This is a genomic window from Micromonospora marina, assembly GCF_900091565.1.
In the GTDB taxonomy this organism is placed as follows: Bacteria; Actinomycetota; Actinomycetes; order Mycobacteriales; family Micromonosporaceae; genus Micromonospora; species Micromonospora marina.
Map to the genome: position 1 here is coordinate 80166 of NZ_FMCV01000004.1, position 23660 is coordinate 103825.

General features: G+C 73.0%; 22 protein-coding genes and 1 pseudogene. 13 read left to right on the forward strand and 10 right to left on the reverse strand.

The annotated features are described in order from the left end of the window. The first annotated feature begins 17 nt into the window (after positions 1–17). A complete protein-coding gene (locus tag GA0070215_RS29510) occupies positions 18–716 on the forward strand; it encodes an NUDIX hydrolase (RefSeq protein ID WP_279616540.1) in 699 nt (232 codons plus the stop codon). Here the strand turns inward: GA0070215_RS29510 and GA0070215_RS06850 are convergent. The 4 genes from GA0070215_RS06850 to GA0070215_RS06865 all read right to left on the reverse strand — a co-directional run bounded on the left by GA0070215_RS06850 (position 713) and on the right by GA0070215_RS06865 (position 4700). Further along, a complete protein-coding gene (locus GA0070215_RS06850; RefSeq protein WP_091043048.1) occupies positions 713–1603 on the reverse strand; it encodes an arginase family protein in 891 nt (296 codons plus the stop codon). The genes GA0070215_RS29510 and GA0070215_RS06850 overlap by 4 nt on opposite strands. Positions 1604–1625: 22 nt before the next feature. Beyond that, positions 1626–2357 (reverse strand): class I SAM-dependent methyltransferase, encoded by a 732-nt coding sequence (locus tag GA0070215_RS06855; RefSeq protein WP_091043051.1) that lies wholly within the window; start codon positions 2355–2357, stop codon positions 1626–1628. An 83-nt stretch (positions 2358–2440) separates the two neighbouring features. After that, positions 2441–4336, reverse strand: a complete 1896-nt coding sequence (locus GA0070215_RS06860; protein ID WP_091043053.1) for a DUF2075 domain-containing protein — start codon at positions 4334–4336, stop codon at positions 2441–2443. Positions 4337–4463: 127 nt separating this feature from the next. Continuing rightward, positions 4464–4700 carry a hypothetical protein gene (locus tag GA0070215_RS06865; protein WP_091043056.1) on the reverse strand — a complete coding sequence of 79 codons (237 nt, stop codon included), beginning with the start codon at positions 4698–4700 and terminating at the stop codon, positions 4464–4466. Positions 4701–4829: 129 nt separating this feature from the next. Here GA0070215_RS06865 and GA0070215_RS06870 point away from each other — a divergent pair, with 129 nt between their 5' ends. The 6 genes from GA0070215_RS06870 to GA0070215_RS06895 all read left to right on the forward strand — a co-directional run bounded on the left by GA0070215_RS06870 (position 4830) and on the right by GA0070215_RS06895 (position 11635). Then, on the forward strand, positions 4830–5420 hold the full coding sequence (locus GA0070215_RS06870) for a DUF7019 family protein (RefSeq protein WP_018784422.1): 591 nt from the start codon (positions 4830–4832) through the stop codon (positions 5418–5420). 9 nt (positions 5421–5429) lie between these two features. Further along, positions 5430–8888, forward strand: a complete 3459-nt coding sequence (locus GA0070215_RS06875) for a protein kinase domain-containing protein (protein WP_091043059.1) — start codon at positions 5430–5432, stop codon at positions 8886–8888. A gap of 6 nt (positions 8889–8894) precedes the next feature. Further along, complete coding sequence (locus tag GA0070215_RS06880; RefSeq protein ID WP_091043064.1) at positions 8895–9509, forward strand: hypothetical protein; 615 nt, start codon at positions 8895–8897, stop codon at positions 9507–9509. Between the two features lie 408 nt (positions 9510–9917). Further along, on the forward strand, positions 9918–10244 hold the full coding sequence (locus GA0070215_RS06885) for a hypothetical protein (protein WP_091043067.1): 327 nt from the start codon (positions 9918–9920) through the stop codon (positions 10242–10244). Between the two features lies 1 nt (position 10245). After that, entirely contained in the window at positions 10246–10740 is a 495-nt protein-coding gene (locus GA0070215_RS06890; RefSeq protein ID WP_026267653.1) for a WXG100-like domain-containing protein, read from the forward strand. A gap of 28 nt (positions 10741–10768) precedes the next feature. After that, positions 10769–11635: an EndoU domain-containing protein gene (locus GA0070215_RS06895; protein WP_141708163.1), complete on the forward strand. Its 867-nt coding sequence runs from the start codon at positions 10769–10771 to the stop codon at positions 11633–11635. Positions 11636–11641: 6 nt separating this feature from the next. Here GA0070215_RS06895 and GA0070215_RS06900 read toward each other — a convergent pair whose 3' ends face one another. Then, positions 11642–13009, reverse strand: a complete 1368-nt coding sequence (locus tag GA0070215_RS06900; protein WP_091043071.1) for a pyridoxal phosphate-dependent decarboxylase family protein — start codon at positions 13007–13009, stop codon at positions 11642–11644. A gap of 263 nt (positions 13010–13272) precedes the next feature. Between GA0070215_RS06900 and GA0070215_RS06905 the strand changes: the two genes are divergently transcribed. Further along, positions 13273–14241: an ATP-binding cassette domain-containing protein gene (locus GA0070215_RS06905; protein WP_091043074.1), complete on the forward strand. Its 969-nt coding sequence runs from the start codon at positions 13273–13275 to the stop codon at positions 14239–14241. Then, complete coding sequence (locus tag GA0070215_RS06910; protein ID WP_091043077.1) at positions 14238–15047, forward strand: ABC transporter permease; 810 nt, start codon at positions 14238–14240, stop codon at positions 15045–15047. Before GA0070215_RS06905 ends, GA0070215_RS06910 begins: the two co-directional genes overlap by 4 nt. Before the next feature lie 45 nt (positions 15048–15092). On the opposite strand, the gene helR is transcribed toward GA0070215_RS06910, so the two are convergent. Continuing rightward, positions 15093–17264 (reverse strand): RNA polymerase recycling motor ATPase HelR, encoded by a 2172-nt coding sequence (gene helR, locus GA0070215_RS06915; RefSeq protein ID WP_091043080.1) that lies wholly within the window; start codon positions 17262–17264, stop codon positions 15093–15095. A gap of 225 nt (positions 17265–17489) precedes the next feature. On the opposite strand from helR, the gene GA0070215_RS06920 reads away from it, so the two are divergent. Both GA0070215_RS06920 and GA0070215_RS06925 read left to right on the forward strand, forming a co-directional pair. Further along, complete coding sequence (locus tag GA0070215_RS06920) at positions 17490–18281, forward strand: TetR/AcrR family transcriptional regulator (protein WP_091043084.1); 792 nt, start codon at positions 17490–17492, stop codon at positions 18279–18281. A 61-nt stretch (positions 18282–18342) separates the two neighbouring features. Continuing rightward, positions 18343–19140, forward strand: a complete 798-nt coding sequence (locus GA0070215_RS06925; RefSeq protein WP_141708164.1) for a hypothetical protein — start codon at positions 18343–18345, stop codon at positions 19138–19140. Between the two features lie 24 nt (positions 19141–19164). Here the strand turns inward: GA0070215_RS06925 and GA0070215_RS06930 are convergent, their stop codons facing one another. Further along, a complete protein-coding gene (locus tag GA0070215_RS06930; protein WP_091043091.1) occupies positions 19165–20166 on the reverse strand; it encodes a helix-turn-helix transcriptional regulator in 1002 nt (333 codons plus the stop codon). 53 nt (positions 20167–20219) lie between these two features. Here GA0070215_RS06930 and GA0070215_RS06935 point away from each other — a divergent pair, with 53 nt between their 5' ends. Further along, positions 20220–20831: a DinB family protein gene (locus GA0070215_RS06935; RefSeq protein ID WP_244166900.1), complete on the forward strand. Its 612-nt coding sequence runs from the start codon at positions 20220–20222 to the stop codon at positions 20829–20831. 157 nt (positions 20832–20988) lie between these two features. Here the strand turns inward: GA0070215_RS06935 and GA0070215_RS06940 are convergent, their stop codons facing one another. Beyond that, a complete protein-coding gene (locus GA0070215_RS06940) occupies positions 20989–22197 on the reverse strand; it encodes a MalY/PatB family protein (protein ID WP_091043687.1) in 1209 nt (402 codons plus the stop codon). A 34-nt stretch (positions 22198–22231) separates the two neighbouring features. On the opposite strand from GA0070215_RS06940, the pseudogene GA0070215_RS29640 reads away from it, so the two are divergent. Then, positions 22232–22630 (forward strand): annotated as a pseudogene (locus GA0070215_RS29640) (GNAT family N-acetyltransferase); the annotation flags it as partial. Between the two features lie 205 nt (positions 22631–22835). Here GA0070215_RS29640 and GA0070215_RS28930 read toward each other — a convergent pair. Next, positions 22836–23099: an MOSC domain-containing protein gene (locus GA0070215_RS28930; protein ID WP_341844961.1), complete on the reverse strand. Its 264-nt coding sequence runs from the start codon at positions 23097–23099 to the stop codon at positions 22836–22838. Beyond that, a complete protein-coding gene (locus GA0070215_RS29645) occupies positions 22991–23656 on the reverse strand; it encodes an MOSC N-terminal beta barrel domain-containing protein (protein WP_341844962.1) in 666 nt (221 codons plus the stop codon). Before GA0070215_RS29645 ends, GA0070215_RS28930 begins: the two co-directional genes overlap by 109 nt. Positions 23657–23660 lie beyond the last annotated feature (4 nt).

Consider the following 23660-nt stretch of genomic DNA (forward strand, 5'->3'; position numbering starts at 1 on the left):
TCTCCACGATGTACTCCATGACCTGGTGCCCCCGGAAGATCCGCGCGAAGTCGATCACCCCGGTGCCCAGGTCGGCGATGCCGCCGGTGGCCGGGTCGCGGTGCAACACCCGCTGCTGCGCCGAGCGGATCACGTCCGGCGTGAAGCCCTCCGGGTCGTCGACGCCCTCGCCGGAGGTGATGCCGCCGGTGACCGCCCAGTGGATGTCGATCTCCAGGTACCAGGCTTTCGATGTCTGGGTGGAGACGCGCGGCGGAAAGTTGCGACTGCGTGTCGCCGGTGTCGCGTGGCAGGCTCAGGACATGGCCGCATACGACGTCGCTCTCGTCCTGCTCGTCGACCCGACCGGCGCGATTCTCATGCAGCACCGCGACGGCAACGCGCCGGTCGCGCCGTACAAGTGGGGCCTGCCCGGCGGCAGCATCGAGCCCGGCGAGACACCGGAGCAGGCCGCCCGCCGTGAGCTACACGAGGAGACCGGCCTGACGGCCGGTGAGCTGCACCTGCTGTGGAGCGGCCCGCGACCACACGAGGACGGCTTTCCGCACACCGTCACCGTGTACGTCTTCCGCGGCGCCACCGACGCCCGGCAGGAGGACGTGATGCTCGGCGAGGGGCAGGCGATGGTCTTCGTGCCGTGCGACGAGGTGCTCGACCGCGACCTGGCGGTCAGCGCGGCGAAGGTGCTGCCGCTGCATCTCGCGGAGACCGCCTAGCGCCCGGTCAGCGCCCCGGCCAGCACACTGGCGAACCGGGGGAGCAGCTCGTCGTCGGGCAGATGATCCGGGTTGATCTCGGTGACCGACAACCCGGCGAACCGAGGGCTCGCCACCAGCTCCGCCAGCGTCACCGCCGCCTCGCCGAGGCTGAGCCCGAACGGCTCCGGCACGTCCGCCAGCGGCGCGTCCACGAAACTCAGCACGTCCACGTCGAAGTGCACCACGAACCGATCGGCCCCGCCCTCGGCCACCGACCGGGCCCGGCGCGCCGCCGCCCCCGCGTCGGCGTGCACCTCGTCGGCCGGCACGTAGGTAAGGCCCAGCTCCGCCACCAGCTCCCGCTCGTGGTCACCGCGGGGCAGCGAGTCCCCGTACACCACCACCCGATCCGGCGACAGCAACGGCACCGCCGGCCCGACACCGGCCACCTCGGGCAGCGTCCCCGGCAACCCGAGCATGTGTGCCAGCCCCATGGCGTCCAGGTTGCCGTTCGCGCGGGTCTCCGGCGTGTAGAGATCCGGGCCGCCGTCCACGTACACCAGCGCCGGCGACAGCCCGGCCCGCGCGCAACCGGCGACCAGGCCGACAGTGACTGTGCAGTCGCCGCCGAGCACCAGCGGCGCGCGCCCCCGCACCAGCGCCGCCGCGACCCGGTCGGCCACCGCCGAGGCGACGGCGGCCACCGCGCCCGCGTTCTGACCCCTGGGGTACGCGGGATCCGGCCGCCACCGGAAGCCCGGTACGTCACCGGCGTCCTCGACGTCGGCGCCCAGCCGGTCGAGCAGGCCCGCGGCGCGCAGGGCGGCCGGGGCGCGCTCGATGCCCGGGGTGTGGGCACCGGCACTCGACGGGGCTCCGACGACCGTCCACTGACGATGATCCATCGCCCCACCCTAACCGCGTGTTTCAGCGCAACACGAGCAGATCGAGGGCGTCGACGACCGGACCGGTCTGGGTCCTTGCTGCTTCGCGCAACCGCTGGACGCCCGCGGCGTACTCCGCGTCGGTGATGAGCTGAAGCGGCGTGTGCGCCTCCCGGCGCAGGCCGGCCGCCGCCTCCCGCAGCGACGGTGCGGTGACCTGCGGAACCTGCTCGACCGCCGCGGTGGCGAACCCGGCGGCGGCGAAGGCGGCCTCGACGTCGGCGATCCCGGGGTACGTGTCGAGCACCCGGATCGCCTCGGGGAAGTAGTCGAACAGCGTGATCGCCTCGTGCCGCCCGGCGAACGCGGAGCGGATGAGCACCGGGGCTCCGGGCCGCAGCACCCGGCGCAGCTCGTATGCCGCGGCGGCCAGGTCGGGCACGTGGTGGACGACTGTGGACAGCCACACGCCGTCGACGCTGTCGTCGGTCAGGGGGATGTGCCCGGCGTCGCCCGCGACGAGTGGCGCGAACGCGCACCGGGCGCGCATCGCCGCCGACGGTTCGACGGCGATCACCTCGACCCCGGGGAACCAGTCGGTGAACGCGCGTGCCCAGGCGCCGGTCCCAGCACCCAGGTCGAGCAGTCGCATCCCCGGGCGCGGGGTGAGGTGGCGGGTGACGGCGGCCCGCCAGGCCGTGAGACCGTCGTCGGTGAGGTGCCGGGTCGCGGCGAACGCCTCGGCGTCGGCGTCGTGGTACGCGATGCGGGCCATACCCGACAGCCAACTCCCGGACGGGCCGCCGAGGCAAGCGTTGTGGGGCACTACGCATCGATGCGAAGGGCGCTACCGGGATCTCAGCCGCCGCTGGGTTCGTAGACCGTTTCGAGATCGCGTTCCACCCGAATCAGCGAGTCGAGCCATGCCCGGGTCTCGGCGTCAGTCGAGTACAGAATCGTGCCGCGCATACCTCGCGTCATCAGGACCTTGTAGGTGTTGCGGATCAGGCGGTCCGCCTCCGCGTCGCTGAGCGTCTTCCGGCTGCGGAATGCCGGATCCTTCGACTCCGCGCGCTGGGTGACGAGCCGGCCGTCCCGCGCTACGAGGTCGGGTCCGAGGATGACACCGGACCATTCGTACTCGAAGCCCTGTGCCGTGTAGACACAGCCCACCTGGCCGAAACCGTGTGGATCGGTGGCCCAGAACGCGCTGCCGGGCGCATCCCCGACGCTGCGGTCACTCCTGACGTTCCAAGGTCGCGCCCAGCCGTCGATCCGCACGTCCGGGACCAGGGAATCGTCCGGTAGCGGGTCGCTCCACGGCCAGCAGTACCCGGCCGACATCCGCGCCGTCTCCCCGGCCGCCTGCCTCGCGGCCAGAAACGCCTCCATCTCCGCCGGCGAATCCGCCAGCCGCAGGTCGAAGCGTCCGTCTCCGGCCCACACCGACGGCTTGCCGCCGTCGAGGCCGAGCAGGTCGACGACCCACTCCTCGTACGCCTCACTGCCACCGCACCGGAACTGATCGTGCAGCGACACCACCTCGACGTCCAGGTTGAGCTGCCTCGCGTGCGCCGAGATGACGTCGACGTTTCCGAGCTCACCCGGCTTGACCACCTGGTGCTCGTCGAGCAGGAAGACCGGTACCCGGGCAGCGGCGAGCAACTCGTCGATCTGCGGGCGCGAGCGTTCCCGCCTCGCCTTTGGGGTGAACCGGTTGACCGAGGTCTCCCGGATCCGGTGCGCCTCGTCGCAGATCAGTACGTCGAGGCCGTTGCGCTCGGCGGTCATGAAGCTGTTGAAGTAGCCGAAAAGGTTCTTCAACCGGGTCGAACCCTTGCCCGCGTAGCGGCGCAGCGTCTGGGTGAACGAGCGGGAACCCGTCGCGTGCATGACCGAGCGCTGCTGCCGGGCCAGTTCGCCGAGCACCGACAACGCGATGACGCTCTTGCCGCTGCCCGGCCCGCCGGCGACCACCACGACCGACTTGCGGTCGGCGTTGCGCGCGCGTTCGACGGCGTGCAGCACCAACTCGTACGCCAGGCGCTGGTCGCCGAGCAGCGTGAAGTGGGATCGGTCCTTCAGTTCGGCGGCGGCGTAGGACAACAGGTGCTTGCTGGGACGTACCGAACTGGTGAGGAAGCGGTCCGCGGCGGCCGCGCCGGAGCCGGGGGCGAGATGGCTGCGCAGGTGGTCGAGGAACTGGCCGCGGCGCTGCTTGGTGAAGATCCGGCTCTGCTCCGTCGGCCGCCGGGCGAAGAGTTCGTCGATGTCGCGGTCGACGGCGTTGTGCAGGTAGGCGACCCCGGCGATCGGGTTACGTGCATGGGCGAGCACGCCGAGGAAGTCCGCCAGGTACTCGCAGTAGTCCTCGACCTGCGCCCCGGGATGCAGCCGAGGAGTCGCGGCGTGCTCGACCAGGACCAGGCTCTCGGATCCCTCGTACGACTCGACCCGGGACCACTGCTTCAACTCCACCACGACGTAGGAGTCCTCGGCCGTCCTCGGATGCGTGCCGGCGAGGACGACGTCGATCCGCTTACTGGTCAGCGGGAGTTGGTACTCCACCAGCATCTCGACCTGCCCGAGGCCCGCGTCGGCGAGGTCCTGGGCGAGCACCGGCAGACTCCGCTCCCAGGACCGCCGTTCGGAGGCGCTCACACTGTGCCCGATGTGCTCCGCGATCCGCTCGGCGAGTGCGCCGCCGGCCGCGTAGCGCAGCAGGCCGTCGGCGGAGGTACGAAAGGCTGACACGACTTGCCCCCGGGCAGCACGAATTGATCGTGCGCATGGGGGCGTGTCCGGCGATGACCGGAAGCCCGTCGTTACGCGCTTGTACGGGTGGACTGTAGCGGAGAGATCATCCGAATGGCACGCCCTGCTACCGCTTGGCGGCGGAGCCCCTGACGTCCTCGGCGGATAGGGGGTCTTCGTCCTGGCGCTCCGGGCCGGCCGGGTGCTCCAGGTGGATCATCGTCATCTGACTGGCTTCGCCCCACGTACGGGCAGCGGCGAGCGCCCGGATCTCCGCGGCCGCCCTCGTGGCGGTGCCGGCGTCGACGAAGGCGAGGGTGTCGTGGTTGGTGACGTGGCAGTGCTGCGCCGTCAGGGCGCTCATCCTGCACGAACGGTCCGACAAACAAGATCGCTCCGCGCAGATACCGATAATCGTCGATCGGGGGCAAGTAGCGCGAGCGTGCGTCACGTAGGGTGGGGCTCGGACGTCTCCCCGTAACCGGAGTGCATCTTGAGCCTGAAGTACTACCTCTACCTGTCGCACCTCAAGATCGGGCTCCTGGCCGCACAGGTCGCCTCCGCCGCGCAGCACGAGACCGAACTCGCCGTGGACCTGAAGGTCGTCCGCTACAGCCGCAAGGCGGTCCTACCCGAGCGCCACGACCTCGACAAGCTGGAGAAGGTGATCCGGCACCTGCAGGACGCCGACCAGATCGGCGCCGCCTACGAGGAACGCCCCTACGTCCAGGCCTGCCTGGAGATGCGCTGGCAGGTCTTCCCGACCGCCGGCATCGTCGTCTTCGCGGGGACGCTCGACGACCAGGTCGTCATCCTCGGCGGATCGGCGTCGCACGTGGTCGGTGGCGGCGACGCCGAACCGGTCGGATCGGTCCCGCCGTACCTGTTCCGCAAACTTCGGGAACTGCGGGCCGACCCGGGCGAGTTCGACGACGAGCGCTTCCACGAGTCGCTGGCGCAGATCGGGGCCGCGCTGCCGGGGCCGGCGCAACGGGTCGAGTTCGTCGCCAAGCGGCTGGCCGAGAAACCAGGGGCGAACGGCACGCTGCTGGGTAGTCCGATCTACGTGGCGCTCGTCGACTAGGGCTTCGGCGTGGACGCGGGGCAGGTCATCCGGTGGCAGCCGGGGGAGACCGTCCTCGACACGTTCCGCATCGAGGAGGTCGTCGAGACCGGCGGCACGGGGTTCGTCTACCGCGCGCATCACCTCGGCTGGGGCGTCGACCTGGCGGTGAAGACACCGCGCCCCGACCTGGCCTCGGCGCCCGGGATCCTCGACCTGCTCGCCCAGGAGGCGCAGGCCTGGACCGACCTCGACCCGCACCCGAACGTGGTCGGCTGCAACTACGTACAGCGCGTCGGGGCGTACCCGGTGATCTTCGCGGAATGGGTCGCGGGCGGGGACCTGACCGCGGCGGTCCGGGACGGCCGGTGCCGCGACCTGCCGCGGGCGCTCGACGTGGCGATCCAGATGCTGCGCGGCATCGGGCACGCCCACGCGGCGGGCCTGGTGCACCAGGACGTCAAGCCGTCAAACGTCATGTACGACGGCGAGACGGCGAGGGTCACCGACTTCGGCACGGCCAAGGCGAAGGCATCCGTCTCCTCGCCCCCGCAGGGTGGCGACGAGACCGGGTACGCGACGCTCGGCGGCTTCACCCCGCAATATTGCTCGCCGGAACAGGTCGATCCGGCGGGCCGGATCGGCCGGGCCAGCGACATGTGGTCCTGGGCGTTGACAGTGATCGAGTTGCTGCACGGGCGCCGGCTCTGGAAGTGGGGCCACGACGGTGCGGACGCGCTGGCCGAACTACGCGACGATCTCCCGCCGGCGCTGCGAGACCTGCTGGCGGGCTGCCTCGACCGCGATCCCCGGTCGCGGGTCGGCGACACCGCCGAGGCGGAGGCCGTGCTCCTGGACGTGTACGCAGACGGCACCGGAAGCCCCTACCCGCACTCCGGCCAGGTCCCGCCGTCGCTTCGGGCCGACGGCCTGTCCAACAAGGCGCTGTCGCTGTGGGACCTCGGTGAGCAGAGCCGGGCGATCGAGCTGTTCGAGCGGGCCAAGACGATCGACCCGAACAACGTCCGCGCGGTCTACAACCACGGGCTGATCAGGTGGGCCGACGGCCTGGTCACCGACGAGACGCTGCTGTCGGAACTGCGCGCCACCGGCGACTCCTGGGAGGCGGACTACCTGGCCGCGATGGTGCACATGGAACGCGGCGACGGTGTCCTCGCCGCCCGCCACCTAACCGAGGCGGACCGGAAGCACCCGGGCTCACCCGAGATCGCGGTCGCGCGGGAACGCTGCGCCCGGCTGGAGCCGAGAGGCACCCTTGAGGTGTTCGGGCGCACGTCCGGCACGGTCGTGGCCATGGCCTGCGACCACGACGCGACACACGTCGTGGTGGCGGAGGAGTCGGGCCGGGTGCGGATCTGGGACGCGTTCACCGGCCGGGTCGTCGCCGAACTCGCCGATTCCGGTCGGGTTCCCGTCGATGTCGCCATCGACCACGCCGGCACCCGGATCCTGGTCTGCCACCGGGATGCCGTGGTCGAGGCGTGGCGCCTGGTGGACGGAGCCGCCGAGCCGGACGGCCGGTGGGAGGGTGGCACGGCCGTGGCGCTCAGCCCCGAGGGCGGCTTCGCGGCCGTGGGCACGGCCGACGGCCGCGTCCTCGTCCTCCGCGCCGGCACGTGGGAGACGGTTGCCGACATCCGGCCCCACCAGGGCAGGATCACCCGGGTGGTCCTCGGCCCGGACGCCGAGGTGCTCGTCTCGGCCTCGCTGGGGCGTGTCCACTCGGGGGTCGACCACCGGGTGGAGCAGTGGTGGCCGCTGCGTCGCACCCGGATGCGGGGCCTGCAGATACCTCCCGACGAGGTGGAGCCCGACCACCAGAAGGTCGCAGTGGCAGCGGACGGCTCGACCGTCCTGAGGCGCGGCTTCCGCTCGCTGATGGCGGTGGACATGCGGGTCTGGGACGGGCCGCGCCAGTGGGAGATTCCCTGGCTGACGAGCTACGACCTGCTCGGCGTCTCGGGCCGTGCGGGCTGGGCGCTGGTCGACCCCGGGACCGGAGACCTCCAGGTCCTCGAACTGGCCAACCGCCGCTGCGTCCGCACCTTCGACAAGGACTTCGAGCGGGGTACGCGTCGCGACGCGACGACGTTCAGCGGCGACTGCGGGTACGCCGTCGTCGCCGAGTCGGTGGGCTTTCCCCGCGGCCAGACCTCGCTGTCCCGCCTGCCCATGCCGCTCAGCGGACACCTCGCCCCGTGGTCGTACGCGCCACCCCGCCCGGTCGGTGTCCTCGCCCACGAGGAGAGCGCATTCGAGCAGGTCATGGATCGAATCGAAGCGCTGATCGAGTCCGGGGGGCGACGGGCGGCGGCGGAGGCGATCCGCGAGGCCAGGGCCATTCCCGGCTATCACCGCCACCCGCGCCTGCGCCGTGCGTCCCGGGCCGCCGGCCGGGATCTGCGGCGCACCGGGCTGGCCGGCGTCTGGGTGCAGCAGGAGCTGTCCGACATCATGCTCACCCGCGGAACCTTCGACGTCAGTGATTCCGGCAGGTTGTTCGCCTTTCCCGCCAACGTCGACGAGGTGGAGATCTTCGACCTGGAGACCCTTGAGAAGACGGGTTCGGTGACCCAGCAACGCAACCCCGCCACCACGCTGCGCTTCGCCAGGGGCGACCGCGATCTGGTCGTCGTCTACTCGGACGGGTCGGTCGCCTGTCACGACACCGCGACGTTCCAGCCACGGATCCGGGTCGCCGGTGCGCTGCCCAGCGACGAGGGGACCACGACGCTCGATCTCTCCGGCGACCTGCTGACCGTCGGATTCGGGTACGGCCTGGCGACGGTGTGGTCGCTGGAGGCCGCCGCCTGCGTCGCGACGGTCCGTACCGGGCGCGGCACCATCGCCGGCGTCACGGCCGACGAGGAATCCCGGCTGATCGCCGTGCACCTGCGAACGGGCGACACGAACACCGTGGAGGTCCGGTCGACGGACACCGGAAAGTTGGTGCGGACCTTCCCGCACGTCGACGCGCACACGGAGATCCGCTTCGCCTCCGGTGTGCTGCTGATGGCCGGGATGACCCGCCTGACCGCGTGGCGACCGGGTGACCGGCGCCCGCTGTACGAGATCCAGTGGGTGAAGCACACCTCCTCGGCCACCCTGTCCTTCACCGGCGGCCGTCGCCTCGCCGCCATCGCCGGTCAGCAGGGCTTCGTCGTCTGGCACACCGCGACCGGAGACCTGGTGTTCGACGGAAGGGCCGTCGGCGATCCCGACCACCCCGGGTACGGGATCGACAACGTGGCGGTGTCCGCCGACGGCACGTTCGCCGTCGCGGGAGACCCGGGCGAGCAGACCGTCGACGTCTGGGACCTGCGAACCGGACGCCGGATCCGCACGCTGCACGGTCACCTCGCCTGGGTGAACGCGGTACGCGCCGACGGCTCCTTCAGCACCGTCGTCACCGGCGACTTCCAGGGCACCGTCCGCATCTGGGGCCTCGACTGGGACCACGGGGAGTGATCGATCATGTTCGGACGCCGCCGCCGGCACGAGGAGCTACGGGCGAAGTTCCTGGCCAACCGGGATCGGGTCCGGTCCTGGTGGGAGGACTGGGAGATCCCCGAGGTCGTGTGGGCCGACGAGTTCAACGACGTCCCCGCACCCTGGATCGTGCTGGAGCAGGACCGGGAGAACTGGCTCAGCACCCAAGCGCCCGTCACGGAGACCTACTTCTGGATGTTCCTCGGGCGTCCGTTGACCCCGGGAGTCCGCGAGGTGCGGGTCCGATGGCAGTTCGGGGCGGGGCACCGGTTCGAGGAACTCGACCTGACGATCGTCAGTGTGTGCGACCCGTCGTACCTGGCCGAGAAGCTGACCCTGGCGGTTCACCAGGCCCGCTTCAAGGGCTGGCGGGACGAGGACGCGCAGCCGGTCTACGAGTGGCTGGTCGAGGGCGTCGGCATGACCCCCCTCGACAACGCCGTACGGGGCACCAAGCGGTTGGGGTTCGTCCTGATGACGTTCAGCCGTTTCCCTGACAACGACGGCAACGTGGTCGTGCGACTGACAGTGGTCGAGACCGACCGTGCGCAGGACGGCTCACCGCTCGACGCCGACGGGGTGTCCATCCCCGAACGGTAGGCGATCGGGACCGGAGGCGATGGTGCGGATGCCGTACGGCAGTTGCGACCTGCGGCGCGCAGGGGGACGGGCGCGGCGGTCGAGGCGGTCGGGTGCGTGCCCTGAGCAGAACCGCTGGCCTCGGAACCGCCACGGCGGGCAGGCTGCCGGTGTGGCGACGGCTTCGGCGGTGAGGTGGCGACCTACCACGCACGGCATCGGCGCGGCTGTCCGCCCGAGGTGCTCGACGCGCTGGCGGCCAGCCTTCCGTCTCGGCGCCGCAGGGGCTGGGCTCCGCCGTGCTCGACGCGCGGCTGCGCGAGTTGCAGGAGGCGAGCGTCCGTCAGATGTCCGCGCTCACCGGCGCGCTTACCGGCGTGATGCGGACCATCCGGGAGCCGGGACGATGATCGACGGAGGGGAGCGCTGATGGCCCGCGAGATCGAGATCGATCCCGAATCGATCATCGGGGCGGGCGACGACATCGTCGCCTCGGCGCAGCGTCTGCGTGCCGCACTGTCCGCGTTCGACGCCGAGTTGGCGGCCTTCGGCACCCCGTGGGGCAACGACGACCTCGGCTCGCTCATCGGGATGGTGTACGAGACGATCCGCGACCTGGCGCTGGAGAGCTACGAGGCGAACCTCGTCGAGATCGAGGACATCGGGAAGCTGAGCCGGGTGATGGGTCTCAACTACCAGGAGACCGAACGCATGATCGCCGAGAGCCTCGGCCGCTTCCGTGAGGTGCTCGGCTGACATGGGAATGACCCTGCCGGGAGAGCTGGTGTCCCTGCTCGCCATGCTCGGCTATACGTGGCCCGAGGCCGACGAGACGAAGCTGCTGGAGATGGGCCAGGCGTGGCTCGCCTTCCCGGACCGGCTCCGTGCTCCGGTGGCCGACGCCGATCGGTCGGCGCAGCAGATGTGGACCCAGAACCGCGACGACGCCATCGAACGCTTCCAGACGAGCTGGCAGGCCGCCGACTCGGCGAAGACCAACCTGGACGACGGGGCGTCCGCGGCGGCGCTCATCGGAACCGGGCTCATGGTGTGCGCCGGGATTGTCCTCGCGTTGAAGATCAACGTCATCGTGCAGCTGACGCTTCTCGCGATTCAGATAGCGCAGGCGGTCGCCACGGCCGCTGTCACGTTCGGCGCCTCCCTGCTGGAGATCCCGATCTTCAAGCTCATCACCGGTGTCCTCATCGACCAGTTGCTCAACCTGGCCACCGAAGCGGTGCTCGGTGGGTAGGCGGGGAAAGGCCGGTCTCTTCACGCCGGTGGAGAAATGGCTCCGGGCCCGGATGCGGCACCGCCGCTATGCGCACATCTTCCGCGGCCACGTGAACACCAACGCCACTCCGCCCCGGGGCACCGGCTTCCACCACCGGTTCATGGGAGAGAACCCGCCGGGTGCCCGGGTCCGGGTCGACGCGGACGGCCGCGAGATGATCCTCGAACGGCACGCCGACGGCACGTACCGCGCTCGCGTCGACGTGCAGGACGACGGCGGTGTCTGGCGCCAGAAGCGCGGTTCGAGCACCTTCTTCCCGGACAACTGGACGCCGCAGCGGGTCGACGAGACGATCGAGGGCGCGTTCCGGTCCGGCGGCCCGCACCCGGACGACCCGAACAAATGGCAGGGGCGGGCGAACGGGCTGCTCGTGGAGGGCTTCTACAATCCCGGTGGCACGACGTGGTATTCGGCTTGGCCGGTGGGGGGGACGCTAGCTGTGGGTGACATCCAGTTCGGGCGCAATCAGAACGGCGCGCCCACCATGACCAGCGGTGACGCGCGTTTCCGCCCGTTCGCCTCCCAGCTCGTCAGCGACATCCAGACCTACGCCCCGGACTGTCTCGAGCTGCTGCAGTGCATCGACGACGTGATGTCCGGGCGCTCGGACTACGAGGAGTACGAGGGCAACTCCACGGTGGTGCGCTGCACACCGACCGGCGTCAACGTGGACAGCCTCGGACCGGTGCCGTCGGGAGCGTCGTACACGGTCGACGAGGCCCGCACGGTGATCCTCGCCTACTTCGACTTCCTCGCCCCTACGCCTGCGGAGAAGAAGCGTCACCTCGCCACCTGGGAGCGGGAGCACGGCGGCCCCTTCCCCGGGCGGCACCTGCTGCGTCTGCCCGGCTGACACCGCTCAGCGGGCCAGCCGGGCGATCGCCGCGACCGAGCGGTCCACGTCCGCCTCCGTCGTGGTCGCGTTCGACACCGAGATCCGCATCAGCCGCCGTCCCCGCCACGTCGTCCCGCCGGCCCAGCACGTCCCGTCGGCCTGCACCGCGGCCACCACCCGGTCGGTGCGCGCGTCGTCGCCGAACCCGACCAGCACCTGGTTGAGCACCACGTCGTTCACCACCTCGAACCCGGCCGCGGTCAGCCCGTCGGCGAACCGCCGGGCCAGCGCGCAACACCGCTCGACCAGGGCGGCGACGCCGTCGCGGCCCAGCTCCCGCAGGCCCGCCCAGACCGCGAGACCACGGGCGCGGCGGGAGGACTCCGCAGTCAGGTCCGCGCCCGCGGGCACCCCGCCGGAACCCACGAGGTACGCGGCGGCGAGCGACATGGCCGCCGCGTGCGCGTCGGGCCGGGCGCAGAACGCGAACGCCGTGTCGTACGGCAGGTTCAGCCACTTGTGGCCGTCGCAGGCCCACGAGTCGGCTGCCGCCAGCCCGTCGACCAGGTGCCGGGTGGCCGGGCTGGCCGCCGCCCACAGTCCGAACGCGCCGTCGACGTGCGCCCAGCCGCCGTACCGGTGGGCCAGGCCGCAGGCGCGGCGCAGGTCGTCGCACGCGCCGGTGTTCACGTTGCCGGCCTGCAGGCACACGATCGTCGGGCCGGGACCGGCGTCGCGCAGCGCCGCCGCGAGGGCGTCCGGGTCGATCGCGCCCTGCGGGCCGACCGGCACCGCGCGCAGCGCGTCGGTGCCGAGACCGAGGAGCCGCAGCGACCGGTCGACGGTCGCGTGCCGTTCGGCGCCGGCGAACACGCGCACCGCCGGTGCGCCGGTCAGGCCGCGCCGTTCCACGTCCCAGCCGGCGTCGGTGAGTACCTGGTGGCGGGCGGCGGCGAGCCCGGCGGTGTTGGCGGCCTGCCCGCCGGTGACGAACCCGACGGACGCGGTCGCCGGGATGCCGAGCAGCTCCTTCAGCCAGGTTCCGGCGACCGTCTCGGCGGCCACCGAGGCGGGGGAGGCGACCGCGTTGAACGCGTTCTGGTCCCACCCGGCGGCCAGCATGTCCGCGGCGGTGGCGGCGGGCAGCGCACCGCCGATGACGAAGCCGAAGTAGCGTGGCCCGGCGCTGGCGACGAGTCCCGGTTCGGCGGCGGCCACCAGCTCCGCGAGGACCTGCTCGGGCGGGGTGGGCGCGTCCGGCAGCGGGCCGGCGAAGGCCCGGGTCAGCGCGGCCTGGTCCACGGGGACGCCGACCGGCCGGTCCGGCAGCGACAGCCGGTAGTCGGCCGCGTGGTCGGCGGCGCGCCGGAACAGGTGTCTCAGGTCGTCCATCGCCGCACCCTAGCCGAGGGCGCGTTCCGCCTGAGCCGCCTCTCATGAACCGTCCTGACCGCCGGTCGTACCGAGTGCGGCGTCGAGGCGGTCCAGGTGCGCGGCGACCGGTCCGCGCCGAGGCCCTGCGCGCGTTACTCAAGCGGTAGGCCCGGCGGCCCGGGCGCGGCGCGCGCCCCGGGCCGCCGTCGCGGAACCGCCGCTGGCGGACGGCCTACCGTACGTTGTACGTTAGTGCCTTCGTCGACGGAGGGGGAACAGACGTGGAACACGCGATCCTCGCGGAGGGCCTGCGCAAGCGGTACGGGAACAGATCCGCGCTCGAGGGATTCGACCTGCGGGTGCCGCCGGGCACCGTGTGCGGGCTGCTCGGCCCGAACGGCGCCGGCAAGACCACAGCCGTCCGCATCCTCGCCACGCTGCTGCGCTTCGACGCGGGGCGGGCCGAGGTCGCCGGCTTCGACGTGGCGGGCCAGGCCGACCGGGTACGCCACCGCATCGGCCTGGTCGGGCAGCACCCGGCCGTGGACGAGGCACTGAGCGGCCGGGAGAACCTGGTCATCTTCGGCCGCCTGTTCCACCTGGACCGGGCCGGGGCGAGACGGCGGGCCGGCGAACTGCTCGACCGGTTCGGGCTCGCCGACGCCGGCGACCGGCCGGTACGCACGTACTCCGGTGGCATGCGCCGCCGCCTCGACCTGTCCGCCGGGATGATCCTCGCGCCCGCGGTGCTGTTCCTCGACGAACCGACCACGGCGCTGGACCCGCGCGGGCGCAACGAGGTGTGGGAGGCGGTACGCGACCTGGTCCGCGGCGGTACCACCGTGCTGCTCACCACGCAGTACCTGGACGAGGCCGACCAGCTCGCCGACCGCGTCTGCGTGCTCGACGCCGGGCGGGTGATCGCCGAGGGCACCCCTGACGCGCTCAAGTCCCGCCTCGGCGGTGACCGGATCGAACTGGTCGTCCGCGACGCCGCCGACCTGGCCGCCGCCGCCGGGCGGCTGCGCGCCGTCGCCCGCGCCGAACCGGCAGTCGATCCGGACCGGCGGGCGGTCAGCGCCCAGGTCGGCGACCGGGCCGGCGCGCTGACCGAGGTGCTGCGCGCGCTCGACGCCGACGGCGTGGGCGTGGCCGACGTGGCGCTGCGGCGACCCACCCTGGACGAGGTGTTCCTCCAGCTCACCGGCGCGCCGTCCGCCGCCCGTGCCGCCGTGGAGGTGACCGCGTGACCGCGACGGTGAACCCGGCCCGGCGCCCCTCCCTGGCCGGTGACGGCCTGACGCTCACCGGGCGCGCGCTGGCGCACTGGCGGCGCGAGCCCGGCCCGCTGATCGGCTCGCTGGGCTTCGACATCCTGATCGTGCTGATGTTCGCGTACCTGTTCGGCGGCGCGCTCCAGGTGCCCGGCGGCGGCAGCTACCGCGAGTTCCTGATGCCCGGCATGTTCGCCATGGCAATGGTCTTCGGTATCAGCATGACCACCGTGGCGGTCTCGGCGGACCTGGACCGCGGCGTCACCGACCGGCTGCGGTCCATGCCGGTGTCCCGGCTGGCCCCGCTGCTCGGCCGCGCGGTCGCCGACCTGATGTTCGCGGTGGTGACGCTCGCCGTGCTGCTGCTGGTCGGCCTGGCCGTCGGATGGCGGGCGCGCGGCGACCTCGGAGACACGCTCGCCGCGCTCGGGCTGATCCTGCTGTTGCGGTTCGCGCTGGTCTGGGTCGGTATCTTCCTCGGCCTGACCGTGAAGGGGCAGAGCGCCGTCACCGCCGTGCAGACGCTTGAGTTCCCGCTCGGCTTCCTGTCCAGCGCGTTCGTGGCGCCGTCCACCATGCCCGCGTGGCTGGGCGCGGTCGCCGAGTGGAACCCGCTGTCGGCGACGGTCGGGGCCACCCGGGAGCTGTTCGGCAACCCCGGCTGGGGCGGCGACTCGTGGGTGGCCGCGCACCACCCGCTGCTGGCGGTGCTCTGGCCGCTGGTGCTGGTCGCGGTGTTCCTGCCGCTGTCGCTGCGCCGCTACCGGGCGCTGAGCCGCTGAGCCACACCCGGGGGCGGCGGCCGTGCGCCGCCCCCGGGGCACCGGTCACGGACCGGTGAGCACCACCAGTTCGCCGGTGGCCCGGGTCATCGCCACGTACCGGTCCACCGCCCCGGCGATCCCGTCGCCGAACGACTCCGGGTCGACCAGCACCACCAGGTCGAACTCCAGCCCCTTGGCCAGCACCGGACTCAGCGACCGGACCCGGTCGCAGGCCGGGTACGCCGGATCGCCGATGACGCACGCGACGCCCTCGGCGTGGGCGGCGAGCCAGCCGTCCACCACCGCGGGCAGCTCGGCGCGGTCGCCGTACCGCACCGGGGCGCCGTCACGGATGGACGTGGGCACGTTGGCATCCGGGAGCACGGCCCGGATCACCGGTTCGGCCGCCGCCATCACCTGCGCCGGAGTGCGGTAGTTGACGGTCAGCGTCGCCACCTCGACCCGGTCGAACCCGACCCGCGCCAGCCGCTGCGGCCACGACTCGATGAACCCTCGCCGCGCCTGCGCCCGGTCGCCGACCACGGTGAAGCTGCGTGACGGGCAGCGCGCCAGCAGCATCTGCCACTGCGCGTCGGTCAGCTCCTGCGCCTCGTCCACCACGATGTGCGCGAACGGCCCGGCCAGCAGGTCCGGATCGGCCGCGCTCAACGCGCTTTCGTCGACCAGGCTGGTGCGCATGTCCTCGCCGGACAGCATGGTCATCAAACCCTCGCCGTCGTCGTAGGCGTGCGACGCGATCAGCGCGTCGACCACCGTGTCCATCTCGGCGCGCTGCGCGGTCAGCACCGCCTCGTCGCGGCGCCGCCGCAGCGACGCCTCCGGATCGCCGGCCCGCCGCCGGGCCGCGTCCAGCCACGGCAGGTCCGCCACCGTCCAGGCCCGGGCGTCGGTCCGCCGCAGCGTACGGATCTCCTCGACGCTCAGCCACGGGGCGCACCGGCGCAGATAGGCCGGCACCGACCACAGGTCGGCCACCACGTCGAGCGGGTCCAGCAGCGGCCACGCCCGGCCGAACGCGGTGACCAGTTCCCGGTCGCGCCCCAGCGCCCGGCGGACCGCCTCCTGCGGCTCGTCGCCGTGGTACTTCTCCACCAGGATCGTCAGCAGTTCCTCCCACACGTCGTCGCGGGCCTCGTTGTGCCCGACGCCCGGCCCGGCCGCCTCGAACGCCGTCGCCCAGTCGCCGGCGGTCAGCCGCAGCTCGCTGTCCCCGACCCCGACCGTCATCCCGGCGGACGGCGGCTCCTCGTAGAACCGCACCGCCGCGTCGACCGCGCGGACCACGTCCCCGGACGCCTTCAGCCGCTCCACCTCGGGGTCGGTCTCCGGCGCCGCCGCCGCGCCCTCGGGCACCAGGTCGGCGAGGGTGCAGATCTGCACGTCCTCCTCACCCAGGCTGGGCAGCACGTCCGACACGTAGTTCAGATACGGCTGGTGCGGCCCGACCACCAGCACCCCGCCCCGGCGTTCGCCCAGGCGCGGGTCGGCGTGCAGCAGGTACGCGGTGCGGTGCAGCGCCACCACAGTCTTGCCGGTGCCGGGACCGCCGTCGACCACCAGCGCGCCCCGCGACCCGGCCCGGATGATCGCGTCCTGGTCGGCCTGGATGGTGCCGAGCACGTCGCGCATGCGCGCCGACCGGGTCGCGCCCAGGCTGGCGATGAACGCCGACTGGTCGTCCAGCGCGGCGTGCCCGGCCAGAGCGTCGGCGGTGAACACCTCGTCCCAGTAGTCGGTGATCCGGCCTGCGCCCCACCGGTACCGGCGGCGGCTGACCAGGCCCATCGGGTCGGCGTGGGTGGCGCCGAAGAACGGCTCGGCGGCGGGGGAGCGCCAGTCCAGCAGCAGCCGGCCGCCCGCGCCGTCGGTCAGGCCGAGCCGGCCCACGTACACCGGGGCCGCGCCGTCCGCGCCGACCATCCGGCCCAGGCACAGGTCCAGGCCGTAGCGGCGCAGCGTACGCAGGCGCGCGCTCAGCCGCCGGACCTCCTGATCCCGGTCGACCGCCTGCCGGCCCCGGCCGCCCGCGGCCCGGCGCGTCGCGTCGAGCCGGTCGGTCAACTCGGCGATCGAGCGGCGCAGGCTGTCCGCGATGGCGGCGAAGTGCCGCTCGTCGGCGGCGATCAGGTCCGGGTCGGCCTTCGCCGACAGACGCTCGGGAAGATCGAAAACGCTCGTGGCGGGCAGGTTCAACTCGTCTCCGATCACGGGCACGGCCGAGCCTCCGCTCTTCGCGGCTCTTTCGAATGGCTCGGCGATGGGTTACGGCCGGCAATTGTGCGCCGTCACCCCGGTCTTGCGGCAAGACCGGGGGTGCGCTATATGTTGGTAGTGGCGGGGGAACCCGCCATTCTTTCTGCCCGAACAATTCTCGGGCTGCTTTTCTCCGGCGTCCCGCCCACGGCTGTTCACCGGCGTGGCCGGTAGGATGACGGCACCATGTCGAAGGAGCGCCGGCGCAAGGCCGATCCCGCCCGCAGCCTGGCCCTTCTCTGGCGTACCCGGGAGCCGGCCAGCCGCGGCGCCGGCCCCGGCCTCAGTGTCGACCGGATCGTGCGTACCGCGATCGAGATCGCCGACGCCGAGGGCATCGACGGGCTCACCATGCGCCGGGTCAGCGAGGCACTCGGCGTGGGCACGATGTCCGTCTACACGTACGTGCCGGGCAAGGCGGAGCTGCTCGACGTCATGGTGGACGCCGTCCTCGGCGACCTGCCGCGCCCGTCCGACGTGCCGGGTGGCTGGCGTGGGCGGCTGGAACGCATCGCGCGGGACAACCTCGCGCTCTACCGGGCCCACCCGTGGCTGTTGCGCGCCGAGACGACCCGGCCGGTGCTCGGCCCGAACGTGCTCGCCAAGTACGACTACGAACTGCACGCGGTGGCGGACATCGGGCTCGACGACGTGGAGATGGACGCGGTGCTCACGCTCGTGCTGGGGCACGCCAAGAGCGCGGCCCGGGTCGCGCTGGACGTGGCCGAGCTGGAACGCGAGACCGGGATGACCGACGACCAGTGGTGGCAGACGCACGGGCCGTGGCTGGCGAAGTTCATGACGGCCGGTAGCTTCCCGCTCGCCGCACGGGTCGGCACCGCCGCCGGCATGGCGCACGGCGGGGCGTACGGGCCGGACCACGCTTTCGAGTTCGGCCTCCAGCGGGTGCTCGACGGCATCTCGGTGGTGGTCGCCGCTCGTGCGGGCGACGAGTCGGCGCCCGGGAAGACCTGGTAATCCTGCTGCGAGCAGTAGTCGGGGCGGCGCCGAAGGCGTGGATCGTCCTAGAGTGGCGGTGATGACGAGTGTGGTCCGGCTGAACCACTGGGCGCAGGTCGATCCCGCCCCCCACCCGTACGACCCGGCCGCCGCGGTGGACGTGGTACGGCGCCTGGCGCCCCCGGTGCCACCCGCCGCGCCCGCCTTCCCGTCCTTGCGGCCCTGCGATCCGATAGCCTGGGACGCCTACCGGTGGGCCTGCCAGCAGTCGCTGGAATGGAACACGGCGATGGCCGACGCCTTGGTGCGCGAGTACGGCCCGTGGGCCTCCGGCTGGGGGATGGGCCCGCACGTGACGTGGGATCGCTGGGCGCCGGTCGTCACCAGCCCCGAGGAGACGTTGGTCCTGGTCGCCCAGGAGCTGACGCGGTGGCGGCGCTGTCTGGAGGGGACAGCCGACCGGTTCGGCCGCCTGCTGCCGTCGCTGCGTGCCGCGGCCGGGCCGGACGACACCGTCGCGGCCTGGGAGGCGGCGATCACCGAGCTGCTGACCGCGACGGTGGCCTGGGTCGAGGACGACGACGGGTGGCAGGGCTGGTGCGACCGGGTCCTCACCTGGCTGCTGACCGCCGCCGGCCTGCCGGAGGAGCGGAGCGCCACGCTGGTGAACCGGGCCCTGGGCACCCGGTTCTACGGCCGGGTACGCCTGTCCGCAGCCGATGTCGCCGACATCGCCGAGCACCTGGCGCGGAACGTGGTCGGCCCGCGGTACGGCGCGTTCGCCGGCCCCGGTCAGGGCGGCGACGACTGGCCCGACACGTGGCCGGAGGGCTGGCCCTCGTGGCGAGCCACCAACCGGGCCCGCCCGCACAGCTAGCGGCGATCGCCCACGTCCACCCGGCTAACCGTGGCGCCGGGCCTCCGCGGCGGCGGCGTAGCGGCGGGCCAGGCGGGCGAACGCCTCCCGCAGCTCCGGCGGCCCGGCCACCTCGATGTCGGCGTCGTAGCGGCCGAGCACAGCGGCCAGCCCGGCCCACGACCAGGCACCGAGCACCAGCCGGCACCGGTCGGGGCCCAGTTCCTCGACGATCCCGTCGCGGGTCCACCCGGACACCGTCCGGGCGGGCAGGTCGAGGAGCACCTCGCCCCGGCAGGGCCAGTCGCCCGGCCCGGTGGCGCCCTTGAACCGGCCGGCGACGTACGCGGCCACGTCCCCGCCGGGCAACTCGCGGGGCGTGAACCGGGGGCCGGTGGGCGTACGCGGGCTGATCCGGTCGACCCGGAACGTGCGCCAGTCGTCGCGGTCGAGGTCCCAGGCGACGAGGTACCAGCGTCCGCCCCAGGTGACCAGGTGGTGCGGTTGCACCCGGCGCGGCGGCCGGCCCGGGACCGGCGGCGACGTCGACACCGACTCGTAGTCGAAGCGCAGTTCCTCGCGGGCGTGCACGGCGGCGCTCAGCGTCATCAGCAGCGCCGGTTCCACCCGGTGCCGGGCCGGCGTGCCGGCGCGTTGCACGTCGACCACCCGCAGCGCGTCCACCCGGTGCCGCAGCCGCGGCGGCATCACCTGCCGGACCGTGGTCAGCGCCCGCGCCGCCGCCTCTTCGATGCCGGTCACGCCGTTGGCGGCGGTCTGCAACGCCACGGTCAGCGCCACGGCCTGTTCGTCGTCGAAGAGCAGCGGCGGCAGCGCCGAGCCGGCGCCCAGCCGGTAGCCGCCGTCCGGGCCCTTGGCGCTCTCGATCGGATAACCCAGCTCGCGCAGCCGGTCGACGTCGCGGCGCACGGTACGCGGGCTGATCCGCAGCCGTTCGGCCAGCAGCGGCCCCGGCCAGTCCCGTCGCGCCTGTAACAGGGACAGCAGCGAGAGCAGTCGGGCGGAAGTCTTCGGCACGACACGCATTCTGCCTCGAGAAGAGGACACATCCTGACCGCTACGGCTGCGAGGGTGGACCCGTGCCCGATGAGGACCGGAAGGAACCGATGACGATGACCGGCACCACCACGACCCCCGCCACCCTCGACGCCGAACGGGCCGATCTGCTGGCCGAGCTCGCCGACGCCCGGAACATGCTGACCAACACGGTGCGCGGCCTCACCGACGAGCAGGCCGGGCAGAAGCCGACCGTCAGCGCGCTCTGCCTGGGCGGCCTGGTCAAGCACGTCGCGTTCACCGAGGAGAGCTGGCTGCGGTTCGTGGTCGAGGGCTCGTCGGCGATGTCCTTCGCCCTGCCCGAGGGTGTCACCTGGGCGGACTTCATGTCCGGCCAGGCCCGCGAGCTGCCGCAGTGGGCGGTCGACCGGGAGCGGGACTTCCAGATGTTGCCCGAGGACACGCTGCCGGCCATCCTGGACCGGTACGCCCGCGTCGCCGCCCGTACCGAGGAGATCGTCGCCGCCGTCGAGGACCTGTCGGCTACCTGGCCGGTGCCGGACGCGCCGTGGAACGAACCGGGCTCGGTCCGCAGCATCCGCCGGGTGCTGATCCACGTCATCGCCGAGACCACGCAGCACGCCGGGCACGCGGACATCCTGCGCGAGAGCATCGACGGGCAGGCCACCACCTGAGCCGGCCGGGTCGTCGCGACCTGGACGGTCGACGCGGGCGTCGTCGTGGTCACGCCGCTGCGCGCGATCACCGCGGCGTCGAGGGCTGTGGCGCTGGTGTCGTTCCTGTCCGAGGGCGACACCCAGGGGTACGCGTCGCCGCCCGCCAGGCGGCCGGTCAGGCGGGCACGGCGCGGCCCATCCGGGTGACCGCCTCGGTGAGCACGGCGGGGGAGGTGGCGAAGTTGAGCCGCACGAAACCGGCCCCGCCCGCCCCGAAGACGTGCCCGGAGCTGAGGGCCACCCGCGCCCGGTCGAGGAACATCCGTGCCGGGCCGGCCAGGTCGCTCGCCACCCCCGGCCCGTCGCCCGCCTCGGTGGGCACGCCGAGGTTCCGGCAGTCCAGCCAGGCCAGGTACGTGCCCTCGGGCGGCCGCCACGACACGGTGGGCAGGTGCTCGGCCAGCAGAGGCCCGAGCAGCGCCCGGTTCGCGTCCAGGCCGTCGAGCAGCCGGTCCAGCCACTGCCCACCGGCCCGGAACGCGGCGGTGTGCGCGAGCACCCCGACGTGGCTGGGGCCGTGGCTGACCTCCTCCGGCATCCGGGCCAGGTCGTCCGCCGCGTCCGGCCCGGCGACCGCCAGCGCCGCCTTGAGCCCGGCCAGGTTCCACGCCTTCGACGCCGACACCAGCGCGAACGCGTTCGCCGCACCCGGCACCGTCAGATACGGGGTGAACCGCGCCCCGGGCAGCGCCAGCGGCGAGTGGATCTCGTCGGCGACCACCCGTACGCCGTGCCGGGCGGCCAGCTCGGCGACTGTGGCCAGCTCGCCGGGCCGGTGCACCACACCGGTCGGGTTGTGCGGGTTGCACAGCAGGAACGCCGGCCGGTCACCGATCGCGCGGGCCCGGCGGAACGCCTCTTCCAGCGCGGCCGGGTCGAGCCGAAGGTCCGTGCCGAGCGGCGCCTCGATCACCTGCCGGTCGGCGTGCGAGACGAACGCGTAGAACGGCGGATAGACCGGGGGAGTGACCACCACCGCGTCGCCCGGGCCGGTGACCAGGCGCAGCACCTCGACGGTGCCCATCATCACGTCCGGCACCAGCGTGGTGCGGCCGACCGGGAAGTCGGCCCAGTCCCACCGCTGGGCGGCGAACCCGCCGACCGCCTCGGCGTACGCGGTGCCGTACGCGTAGCCGGTGTCGCCCAGCTCGACCGCCCGGCGCAGCGCCTCGGCCACCGGCGGGGCCAGCGGCACGTCCTGCTCGGCCACCCACAGCGGCAGGACGTCCGGCGGGTACAGCCGCCACTTCACGCTGGTGCGCTGCCGGAGCCGGTCGAGCGTGAGCTGGGTGAGCGGGTTGCCGTCGTCGGCGGAAACGACCATGCGGCCCACCCTAGGCTCGGCCTACCATCGCCCGATGGCCCACCCGGCGTACCCGCTGCGCACGCCTCGGCTGCTGCTGCGCCCGGTCACGCTCGGCGACCTCGACGACGTGCACGCCTGGCAGCACCGCCCGGACGTGGTCCGCTGGATGGCCGGCGCCGCGCCGCGTACCCGGGTGGAGTCCCTGGCGTCGGTGACCGCGATGGCCGGCGAGGACGCGCTGCGCGCGGAGGGCGACTGCCTGACGCTCGCCGTGGTCAGCGACACGCGGGTGATCGGGGCGGTCGAGCTGGTGTGGCGCAGCGCGGCGGACCGCACCGCCGAGCTGGGGTACGTGTTCCACCCCGGCCACGGCGGCCGGGGACTGGCCACGGAGGCGGCCGGGGCGCTGCTGGACTGGGGTTTCGGCGAGTTCGGGCTGCATCGGGTGATCGCCCGGTGCCACGCGGACAACGAACCGTCCGCCCGCCTGATGGCCCGGCTCGGGATGCGGCGGGAGGCGCGGCACGTGCGCAGCTACCGGTTCCGGGGCGGCTGGGCCGACCAGCTCGTCTACGCGGTCCTGGCCGACGAGTGGCGCCGGGCTCAGGACGGGCTGACCGGTTCCCGGGCGAGCAGCACCGTGTCGGGGCGGGCGTTCATGTCGCCTCGCACTCGTCGCCGACCCGGATCTCGCCCGTGGTCAGCGGCACGAGCCGGATGCCGAACCAGGTCTTCCCGTCGTGGCGCCGGTGGCGGGACAGCGTCCGGATCGGCTCCTTCCCGGTCGCGAGCGTCTCCGGGTCGATGAGCGTCACCGAACAGCGGTCGCAGCGTTCGGACACCCGGAAGTCGACGGCGCCGATGCGTACCCGGCTCCAGCCGTCCTCGGCGAACGGTTCGGCCGGTCCGTCCAGCACCACAGTCGGCCGGAACCGGGCCATCGCCAGCGGCTCCGGCGTGGGCTCGCCGCCTCCAGCGCGCCCTCGACGATCCAGTCCCGCAGCCGCCGCAGCGACGGCACCGTGGCGACCAGCAGCGGCCCGGCGTCGGACAGGTTCAGCGGATCACCGGGCCCGCCGCCGTGCTCGGCCGACATCGGCCGGCGGTGCGGGTCGTCCAGCCAGGCCAGCCGTACGGGTCGGCCCAGCCGTGCGGAGAGCCAGTCGTGGGCCTCGTCGGCGGCGAGCCGGACCGTGCCCAGCCGGGACACGTCGGTCGGGACGGGCGGCCCGTCGGCCGGTTCGACGACTGTCAGCGACGAGCCGTCGCGGGCGGCGAGCGTGATCGACCCGGCGCCGGGCGCGGCGGTCAGGCCGAGCAGCGCCGGCAGGGCACTCGACGTCAGTTTGCCGCCGTCCGGGCGCAGCACCAGCCAGCGGCGGTCGTGGCGCAGGCCCCACGGCTGGACGTCGGCCCGGTCCACGCCGACACCGCCGAGTGACTTGACCGGATACAGGTGGGCCGAGACGAGCCGCATCACC

Coding starts and splice junctions, on each gene's coding strand:
- GA0070215_RS06850 (WP_091043048.1), bottom strand. CDS start 1,603: ATGGATCATCGTCAGTGGACGGTCGTCGGAGCCCCGTCGAGTGCCGGT.
- GA0070215_RS06855 (WP_091043051.1), bottom strand. CDS start 2,357: ATGGCCCGCATCGCGTACCACGACGCCGACGCCGAGGCGTTCGCCGCG.
- GA0070215_RS06900 (WP_091043071.1), bottom strand. CDS start 13,009: ATGGACGACCTGAGACACCTGTTCCGGCGCGCCGCCGACCACGCGGCC.
- GA0070215_RS06920 (WP_091043084.1), top strand. CDS start 17,490: ATGTCGAAGGAGCGCCGGCGCAAGGCCGATCCCGCCCGCAGCCTGGCC.
- GA0070215_RS06880 (WP_091043064.1), top strand. CDS start 8,895: ATGTTCGGACGCCGCCGCCGGCACGAGGAGCTACGGGCGAAGTTCCTG.
- GA0070215_RS06930 (WP_091043091.1), bottom strand. CDS start 20,166: ATGCGTGTCGTGCCGAAGACTTCCGCCCGACTGCTCTCGCTGCTGTCC.
- GA0070215_RS06885 (WP_091043067.1), top strand. CDS start 9,918: ATGGCCCGCGAGATCGAGATCGATCCCGAATCGATCATCGGGGCGGGC.
- GA0070215_RS29510 (WP_279616540.1), top strand. CDS start 18: ATGACCTGGTGCCCCCGGAAGATCCGCGCGAAGTCGATCACCCCGGTG.
- GA0070215_RS29645 (WP_341844962.1), bottom strand. CDS start 23,656: ATGCGGCTCGTCTCGGCCCACCTGTATCCGGTCAAGTCACTCGGCGGT.
- GA0070215_RS06925 (WP_141708164.1), top strand. CDS start 18,343: ATGACGAGTGTGGTCCGGCTGAACCACTGGGCGCAGGTCGATCCCGCC.
- GA0070215_RS06890 (WP_026267653.1), top strand. CDS start 10,246: ATGGGAATGACCCTGCCGGGAGAGCTGGTGTCCCTGCTCGCCATGCTC.
- GA0070215_RS06940 (WP_091043687.1), bottom strand. CDS start 22,197: ATGGTCGTTTCCGCCGACGACGGCAACCCGCTCACCCAGCTCACGCTC.
- GA0070215_RS06865 (WP_091043056.1), bottom strand. CDS start 4,700: ATGAGCGCCCTGACGGCGCAGCACTGCCACGTCACCAACCACGACACC.